Origin of the sequence: Streptacidiphilus sp. EB129 (assembly GCF_041262645.1) — a bacterium.
GTDB lineage: Bacteria > Actinomycetota > Actinomycetes > Streptomycetales > Streptomycetaceae > Streptacidiphilus.
Window position 1 is genome coordinate 1 of the sequence record NZ_JBGCCS010000081.1, and the last position, 7,693, is coordinate 7,693.

Sequence of the window (7,693 nt, forward strand, 5' to 3'; positions counted from 1 at the left end):
CCGTCGCCGCCCGCCCAACAACGACGATCCAGCAGCTGACCGCCTATCAGCAAGAGGACAAGGTCAGCGATCTCACCGCATTCGAGCTACACCCATCGAAGATGAGCTCTGTGGGTGGGCATTGGGCCAGGAACCGAACTGGTGCGACCTATGTCTCCCGCACCATGACTTCTGACGACCAGCAAGGGCAAGCGAGCCACACCGGAGCTGCTTCGCCGACTGCTGTGGCTGTGGATCCGCCGAGGGTCAACGACTACGACAGCTTCGCCGAGGCGTACTCGAGCGAGAACGAAACCAGCCTCGTCAATGCCTACTACGAGCGTCCTGCGATGCTGGCCCTCGCCGGGGACGTGGCCGACCGGCGGATCCTCGACGCCGGCTGCGGCTCCGGGCCGCTGTCCGCGGCGCTGCGTGACCGCGGCGCCGTCATGAGCGGATTCGACGCCAGCGAGGGGATGCTGGAGCTGGCCCGGCGTCGACTCGGCGACGGTGCCGACCTGCAGGTGGCCGCCCTGGGCGACTCCCTTCCCTACGCTGACGACACGTTCGACGACGTCGTCGCATCCCTGGTGCTGCACTACCTGGAGGACTGGGGGCCGGGGCTGAGCGAGCTGCGACGCGTACTCAAGCCAGGCGGTCGGCTGATCATGTCCGTCGACCACCCCTTCGCCATCCACGGCCTCGAGTACCTGGCCGGGAACAAGACTGACTACTTCGCGACCTACGACCGGATCGAGGAGTGGTCCATGGGCGGCCGGACCGCCCGGCTGCGCTTCTGGAACAGGCCGCTGCACGCGATGACCGACGCCTTCACCGCAGCAGGCTTCCGGATCGCGGTCATCAGCGAGCCAGAGTCCGACCCTGCCGCCCGTGATCTGTTCCCCGAGGTCAAGCCACGCTTCCTGTCCTTCCTGTTCTTTGTCCTGCAGGCGGATTAGTACGCCGGCCTGTTCGGTCGGGTGGAACCGCGCGCACTGGCGCAGAAGCCACCAAGCCTCGGCACGCCGAAGCCACTGCCGCCAGCGGCTCGCCCACGCATCATCCACATAGGCGCGAAACCGCACTGGAGTCCTGGACGAGTAGTTCCGACGGAACCCCGGCAGTGTCGCCAGTGGCGAGGCCCCGCGCGGTGCGAGGCCTCGCCGGTTCACCCATGGGCGAGCGACACGCCGGGCGGCGGCGGCTTCACCGAGAGCCGGAACCCGTGCCGCCTGTGCACTACGCAGCGCCCGTGTTCTCCCGGTCTGCTCAGGCGACGGCGTGTTCCACGTCGAGGACCGCGTCGATCTCGGCGAGTTCCTCGGAGGTCGGCACCCACTGCCCGGCGGCGGCGTTGGCGCGCACCTGCTCGGCACTGCTCGCCCCGGCGATGACCGAGCCGCAGCCGGGCCGTGCGGCAAGTGCGCCCACGCCGATCTCGAGGATGCTCCGGCCGTGCGCTTCGCCCCAGGCGGCGAGGCCTTCGACCGCGTCGAGGCCGGCCTCGGTCACCCGCTCGGGCCGCGACGCCAGGCGTGAGCCGGCGGGCACACCCGTAGCGCGGCGCACCTTCCCGGTCAGCAGGCCGTTGGCGAGCGGGAAGTACGGCAGTACGCCGAGGCCGTAGTGCAGCGCTGCGGGCACCATCTCCCGTTCCACGCCGCGTTCGAGCAAAGACCATTCGTTCTGGGCCGAGACGAACGGGACGGCCCCGGTCTCGCGGGCGACGTGCGCGGCCTCGGCGATCTGCCAGCCGGCGAAGTTGGAGTGCCCGATGTACCGAACCTTGCCTTCGTGCACCAGCTCGCTGAGCGCAGCGAGCGTCTCGGCGATCGGCGTACGCGGGTCGGGGGTGTGCAGCTGGTAGAGGTCGATGTGGTCGGTCTGCAGGCGTCGTAGCGACTCTTCGACCGCGCGGCGGATGTAGGCCCGGCCGCCCTTCGCCCCGGCAGCGGGCCCATACCCCATGTCCACCTGCTGGTGGCCGAACTTGGTGGCCAGCACGACCTGGTCGCGCCGCCCTTTCAACGCCTGGCCGAGCAGCGTCTCGGAGCCGCCCCGGGAGCCGTACATGTCGGCCGTGTCGAAGAGGGTCACCCCGGCGTCGAGTGCCGCGTGGACCACCGCGAGCGTCTGCGCTGCGTCGAGACGTCCGCCGAAGTTGTTGCAGCCGAGTCCGACCACGGAGACCAGGAGTCCGCTGTTGCCGAGCGTTCGATATTCCATGGGGTCACCCTAGTTCTGGCATGACAGCAAGACCGGCCAGCCTGTCCCCCGGTCGCTGATCGACCACTCAGCACATCGGAACCGCTCATCTGGACGAGTGATCCCAGGGCGGCGGGGGCGGGGTCCGGAGGGCCCCGCCGGGGAACCGCGCGGCTGGGAGCCTCACTGCCGAGCGGAGGGCATTGCACCTCGCCAGATCGGACGGAGCGAAGCGGGCGCGGCGCTGCCGGATCGGCCGAAGGCCGATATCAGCGCAGCTCAGGGCAGGGCAGACAGGCTCCGGGCATTGGGGGGCAACCCCTCACGAGTTCGAATCTCGTATCCTCCGCAGGTCAGAGGGCCCGCACCGTTCACCGGTGCGGGCCCTCTGCGTTCCCTCAGACCTCGTTGTCCTGCGTTTTTGTCCCCAGGGTCCAGACGCTGGGGACCCAGAAGGCTTCGGCGATCTTCCGAGCCACGTCCTTGAGCATGGTGTCCCGGTACATGGCGGTACCGCGCCCGCATGCTTGTGGAGGCACCCGGTTCCCATCCCATGATGATGGCGGAGGCCTGCCTACCGGCACGGAGTCCTTGAACGACATGACCGTTCGACGCCACGGGTGCCTCTTCCGACACGCTGGCTTCGGAGCAGTTCGCCAAGATCACTCCAGGCCTGGATGAGACGGCCCGCTTTCCGGATCACAGCAACCATCCGATCCAGCAAGATTGCCAGTGAGCCAAGGACAGCAGCGACGGCAAGGACCGCAACATTCACCTCTGCGGCAATGCTCCACATAGGCCGCTCCTTCGACTCCATCCGGACTTGGCTCCCAGACCCGGATCGTCCGGCCTCACCTGGCGGCCAGTTTCTGTGTTCAGTCGTGATGCACCCGGCTTGCGTGAAGGTCACTCGCTCCAGGCCAGCGCGCAGCACGACCATCGTGCTGCGCCACAAGATCGAAGTCTGCAGCTTAAATGCAGCATTTTTGGATCATGTGGCTCGGCCGGAGCAGAGCGATGCCGATCCACCGTCATTGCAAGCTAGATATACGGCGAGTATGGTCACATGTATGGCTTCAAAGAAGGTAACAGTGACCATCCCAGAGGATCTTCTTGAGGAGATCCGAGCCGAGGCAGACGAGCGGGGCATCTCCGCGTACGTCACCGAGGCGCTGCGCTCGAAGCGCGACCGGGATCGGCTGCTGGAACTCGTGCAATGGCTCGAGGAGGAGCACGGGCCGGTCACCGGGTCCGAGCGAGCAGCAGCGTACGACTCCTTGGACTCTCTGGACGCCGAGCACGAGCGCCGCCAGGCCGCTGCCGCAAAGCGCGCTGGCGAGGCTGCATGACCCCGAAGCGCGACCACGAGGCAAAGCCGCTCCGCGTCTTCGTGCTGGACTGCGAGGCACTATCGCTCGCCGTTCGCGGAGATCGCACGATGATCGGCTGGCTCGACCTCGCGTCACGCGGCGAAGCCGATGTCGTCACCTCCCCCATGACTCTGGTGGAGGCGTACGACGGTAGGACCACGGAACAACGTTGGGACTGGGTCCTCTCCCGGGTGAAGGTGGCCGACCTGGGCAAGGACGAAGCCCGACGCGCTCGCAGGCTCCTGGCCGACACCAAGTTGCACGGTCACAAGTACGCGATCGACGCCATGCTCGCCGTCGTCGCGCTCTCGCAACGAGGCCACGTCACCGTCTTCACCTCCGACGTGGACGACCTGGAGAAGCTACTGCCGGACCGGATCGTCGTCAGGAAGGTCTGCTGAGGTTGAAAGTGTGATGGCCGCCGTGGTGGTCACCAGGGTTCGATGACCAGGCCGGTCTCGGTGAGGCAGCCGTCGATCAGGTGCGGGCGGTACTGGATCTTCTTGAGTTTGCGTTTGAGGACCTTGACCAGGTGGTTGAGGTCGGCGGCGGCGAAGTTCGCCAGGCCGCGCTTGACCAGCGACCAGATCCCTTCCTGCGGGTTCAGCTCCGGTGCGTAGGAGGGGAACTGGAAGATCTCCAGCCATTCGCGGTTCTCGACGGCGAACTCGGCCAGGCCGTCGGTCAGGTGGGTGCCCAGGTTGTCCCAGCACCAGATGACCGGGCCGCCGAGCTGCAGGTGCGTCACCGTGATGAAGTCGCGGTAGTCCTGCCAGGTGAAGCTCTTCACCTCACCCTTGCGGGACCGGTAGACGTGCAGCTAGTAGAAGAACCGCGGGCGGTGCCCTGGCTTGAAGCACACCACGCCGGCCATGGTGACCCGGCCACGGCCGCCGGCGACCACCCGTACCTGCGGCGTGTGCCCGCGCGGAGCCCAGGTCCGGCCCCTGGGCGGCCTCATGCCCTGGCCGGCCTCGTCGGCGAAGCAGATCCAGGCGTCACGGGCCGCCGCGGTCCTTTTAACCGTGGCCAGACCTCTGCCTTCCACACCTCGACCGCCGCATCGTCGCGCTCCAGCGCCTTGCGCACCGGCACCTGCGCGGACCAGCCGTGACGGCGCAGCAGGTGCCATACCCCCTGCACCGTGTAGCCGACGTGGAACCGGCGCGCGATCACCAGCCGGATGCGCCCCAGCGTCCAGCACCGGTCCTCACTCCAGCCGTGCGCCATCGGACCGCGCTCCAACTCACGCACCAGCACCAGCCACTGCTGCGGGCTCAGCCGCTCCACCGAGTGCGGCCCCCTGGACCGTAACGCGTCCGCACCGCCTTGGCGCCAGGCCTGACGCCACTTGCGCACCTGCCGCTCGCCCACCCGCAGCCCGGCCGCGACCACCGCCGTCGACTCCCCGGCCGCGAAACGCTCCGCCGCCTCCAACCGCACCAGCTCCCGCTGCACCTGCCCCTTCGGGGACAGGCCTCCTCCTCCCTGCGCGTACCTCATACAACCGGCGTACCGCAGGGATCAAGGAACGTCAGCCACCGGAACCGGCCATCACCCTTTCAACCTCAGTGAATGCAGCTGCGCAATATGTCTGCCGGTGCAGCCGGACCTGGCTCCCAGACGCCTGGCAATCGCTGACCGAGGGGTTGCAGTTCGGGTTGCATTCAGCCCCCTTCACGACGGTCCATGCGAGCCATTGCCTCAGTCGGCCCTGCAGGTCAGGACCGTGGCGAACCCGCCCAACCGCCCGGACGAACAGTTGGAAAGCGTGTTGGGGGCAACCCCTCACGAGTTCGAATCTCGTATCCTCCGCCTCGCCCGCCAGGGCAAACGAGGGCCCCCGATCGCTCAGCGATCGGGGGCCCTCGTCGTTGCGTGGTTGCAGCTTTGGTTGCAGTTGGCTCGAAGGCAGCGGTGTTCGCAGCCCCGGCACTCCATCGGCCAAGGCCGTCCCATCCGGTCCACGGAACGAGGCAGGCACTCCGCACGGCACGCACCATGGACCTATGAGCAGAGCCGCCGGGCTCCCACCCAGGCGGCAGCGCCGGACCGTGCACCGCAACGCGGTACTACGTCTCCATGACCAGCCGCTGTACCGCGACTGGGCATTCTGGATGACCCTTGGCTTCGCGGTAGTGACGGCACTCTCCGTTGGGACGAGTGGGTGGTGCCGTAAATGCGTTGAGGGTCTCAGGTGGTTCATGAATGATCCGCTGCGTGACCATCTACCTGGAGACCGAGCGCCTGACGCTGCGCAGATTCACTGCTGACGACGCGGACCTGTTGATTGAGTTGGACAGCGATCCGGCGGTGATGCGCTTCCTGTCCGGCGGGGAGGGGACGCCTGCGGAAGTCGTCCGCGAGAGCCATCTGCCGAACATCATCGCCGGCTACGAGAGGTGGGGCGGCGAGCTCGGGTTGTTCGCCGCGTTCGAGAAGGACGGCGGGGCGTTCATCGGGTGGTTCTGCCTGCGACCCGAGAAGGATGGCCCGAAGGACGAGGCCGAGCTCGGGTACCGGCTGCGACAGGCGGCCTGGGGCAAGGGCTACGCCACCGAGGCCTCGCTGGCCCTGCTGCGCAAGGGATTCGGCGAGCTCGACCTACGCATGGTCTGGGCCGCGACGATGGTGCTGAACCGCAGTTCGCGCAACGTCATGGAGAAGGTGGGCATGACGTTCTCCCATCCCCTCCCCACCCCGGACGACATGCTGATGGTCGAGGGCGCCGACCTCGGCGGCGTGCAGTACGAGATCACGAAGGAGCAGTGGGAGCAGCGCTGACCCCCCCGCCCTGTTTGCTACGGGACGGGAGACCTTCCCATCCGTGATCACGATCTACGGCTGGAGTACTGAGCACCCCGATCGCGCAGGCTACCTACACCGGATCATGGTCTCAGTTCTGGTCTCATTCACCCCCGTCCAACGAGGTTCAGAGGACGACCAAGAGGCGCCTGCACCGCAGGTCAGAACATGTGCGGACCCCGCCGAACGGCGCCCCGCAGAATTGGAAAGCGTGTTGGGGCTCACCACGTCGAGTGATGATCGTCGGAGTGTCGTCCCGATGGGCGCGATCGATCACGTCCGCGGGGTGGCCACCGACCTCGGCCATAGCACCCTCAAGCGGGCGGGCGCTCACACAGGGATGATCTCGACGCCCTGCTCCAGCCCCTTGAAGTCATCGACATTCCGCGTGAAGAGCGGGAGTCCCTGGGCGGCGGCGGTAGCAGCGATCATCAGGTCCATTCGACGGGGGCGGGGGTTGCGATTCGCTTTGACGGTGAGCGCGACCAGCGTTCCGAACCTGCGGGCGGCCTCCCGGTCGAAAGGGATGGCCGCGAACTCTGCCTCCACGTCGGCCAGGCGTTGCGCTCGCGCCATCATCTCCGCCGGGTCCTTCGTCATCGCCACACCCTGCGCCAGTTCCGCCAGGACGATCGAGGAGACAGCCGCCTCCACGGGCAGGAGTCTCGAATCGATCAGCGGAAGATCGATGACGACACACGTGTCCAGCAGTCCGCGTGGCAGCCTGCCGGTCACGCCCGCTCCCAAGGATTGCCGTCGTCATCGATACGGTCCTCAGAGCCGAAGAACGCGTCTGCCTCCGCTCGTAGCAGAGCGGCGTCGACCTGCGGCGCGTGGCGCCACTTCCGCTGCAGTTCCTCCACCGGGACGAAGCGGCGCCTGCTGCTGAGCGGGCGCACCTCGGCGATCTCAGTGCCATTCCGGGTGATGTGGTACGTCTCACCCGCCTCCACGTCATCGAGTACAGCTTTGGAGCGCGCGGCGAGCTCCCGCTGGGTAATGGTCTTCATGGAACCAGCGTATCGCAGCGTAATGCATTGTGCTACGCCGTCCCATTCCGGCTGAACACTGTTCCTACCGTTCGTGCATGCCGCGCCTGTCGCCTTCGCTCGCCAAGCAGGTCAAGCCAGCCAATGCACCGAAGGGGAAGCCCCACCGAGCCGTCGTGTGGATGGTGCCAGGCCGGGGGGAACAGCAGTCGCCCCCGCTCCACGAGACGGAACGGGCCCGGCACTGCCGGATGGGTGTAGCTCGGATGCGGTGAGGTCGCGTTGTTAGACGGCGAGTTGGAATCGGTGCTGGTCGGCGTGGGGATGGACACGTTCGATCTCTCG

General features: G+C 67.2%; 11 protein-coding genes. 4 read left to right on the forward strand and 7 right to left on the reverse strand.

The window, feature by feature from the left end:
* The first annotated feature begins 164 nt into the window (after positions 1–164).
* Positions 165–938 (forward strand): class I SAM-dependent methyltransferase, encoded by a 774-nt coding sequence (locus ABH925_RS37115; RefSeq protein WP_370155956.1) that lies wholly within the window; start codon positions 165–167, stop codon positions 936–938.
* 310 nt (positions 939–1,248) lie between these two features.
* Here ABH925_RS37115 and ABH925_RS37120 read toward each other — a convergent pair whose 3' ends face one another.
* Together ABH925_RS37120 and ABH925_RS37125 are read right to left on the reverse strand one after the other, a co-directional pair.
* Entirely contained in the window at positions 1,249–2,205 is a 957-nt protein-coding gene (locus tag ABH925_RS37120; protein WP_370155939.1) for an aldo/keto reductase, read from the reverse strand.
* A 377-nt stretch (positions 2,206–2,582) separates the two neighbouring features.
* Positions 2,583–2,723, reverse strand: a complete 141-nt coding sequence (locus ABH925_RS37125) for a hypothetical protein (RefSeq protein ID WP_370155941.1) — start codon at positions 2,721–2,723, stop codon at positions 2,583–2,585.
* Positions 2,724–3,254: 531 nt separating this feature from the next.
* Between ABH925_RS37125 and ABH925_RS37130 the strand changes: the two genes are divergently transcribed.
* Positions 3,255–3,533 carry a CopG family transcriptional regulator gene (locus tag ABH925_RS37130; protein ID WP_370155943.1) on the forward strand — a complete coding sequence of 93 codons (279 nt, stop codon included), beginning with the start codon at positions 3,255–3,257 and terminating at the stop codon, positions 3,531–3,533.
* Positions 3,530–3,955: a PIN domain-containing protein gene (locus ABH925_RS37135; RefSeq protein ID WP_370155944.1), complete on the forward strand. Its 426-nt coding sequence runs from the start codon at positions 3,530–3,532 to the stop codon at positions 3,953–3,955. The genes ABH925_RS37130 and ABH925_RS37135 overlap by 4 nt, the downstream gene beginning before the upstream one ends.
* 29 nt (positions 3,956–3,984) lie before the next feature.
* On the opposite strand, the gene ABH925_RS37140 is transcribed toward ABH925_RS37135, so the two are convergent.
* The gene (locus tag ABH925_RS37140; RefSeq protein ID WP_370155947.1) at positions 3,985–4,344 is read right to left on the reverse strand and encodes a transposase; all 360 of its coding nucleotides are present in this window, start codon (positions 4,342–4,344) and stop codon (positions 3,985–3,987) included.
* 167 nt (positions 4,345–4,511) lie between these two features.
* Entirely contained in the window at positions 4,512–5,057 is a 546-nt protein-coding gene (locus tag ABH925_RS37145) for a winged helix-turn-helix domain-containing protein (protein WP_370155950.1), read from the reverse strand.
* A 717-nt stretch (positions 5,058–5,774) separates the two neighbouring features.
* On the opposite strand from ABH925_RS37145, the gene ABH925_RS37150 reads away from it, so the two are divergent.
* Positions 5,775–6,338, forward strand: coding sequence for a GNAT family N-acetyltransferase (locus tag ABH925_RS37150; RefSeq protein WP_370155952.1), 564 nt, complete (start codon positions 5,775–5,777; stop codon positions 6,336–6,338).
* 148 nt (positions 6,339–6,486) lie between these two features.
* On the opposite strand, the gene ABH925_RS37155 is transcribed toward ABH925_RS37150, so the two are convergent.
* The 3 genes from ABH925_RS37155 to ABH925_RS37165 are packed head-to-tail and all read right to left on the reverse strand — an operon-like array spanning position 6,487 to position 7,369.
* Positions 6,487–6,666 carry a type II toxin-antitoxin system prevent-host-death family antitoxin gene (locus ABH925_RS37155; RefSeq protein WP_370155958.1) on the reverse strand — a complete coding sequence of 60 codons (180 nt, stop codon included), beginning with the start codon at positions 6,664–6,666 and terminating at the stop codon, positions 6,487–6,489.
* Positions 6,667–6,689: 23 nt separating this feature from the next.
* Complete coding sequence (locus tag ABH925_RS37160; protein ID WP_370155953.1) at positions 6,690–7,094, reverse strand: type II toxin-antitoxin system VapC family toxin; 405 nt, start codon at positions 7,092–7,094, stop codon at positions 6,690–6,692.
* The gene (locus ABH925_RS37165; protein ID WP_370155954.1) at positions 7,091–7,369 is read right to left on the reverse strand and encodes a type II toxin-antitoxin system Phd/YefM family antitoxin; all 279 of its coding nucleotides are present in this window, start codon (positions 7,367–7,369) and stop codon (positions 7,091–7,093) included. The genes ABH925_RS37160 and ABH925_RS37165 overlap by 4 nt, the downstream gene beginning before the upstream one ends.
* Positions 7,370–7,693 lie beyond the last annotated feature (324 nt).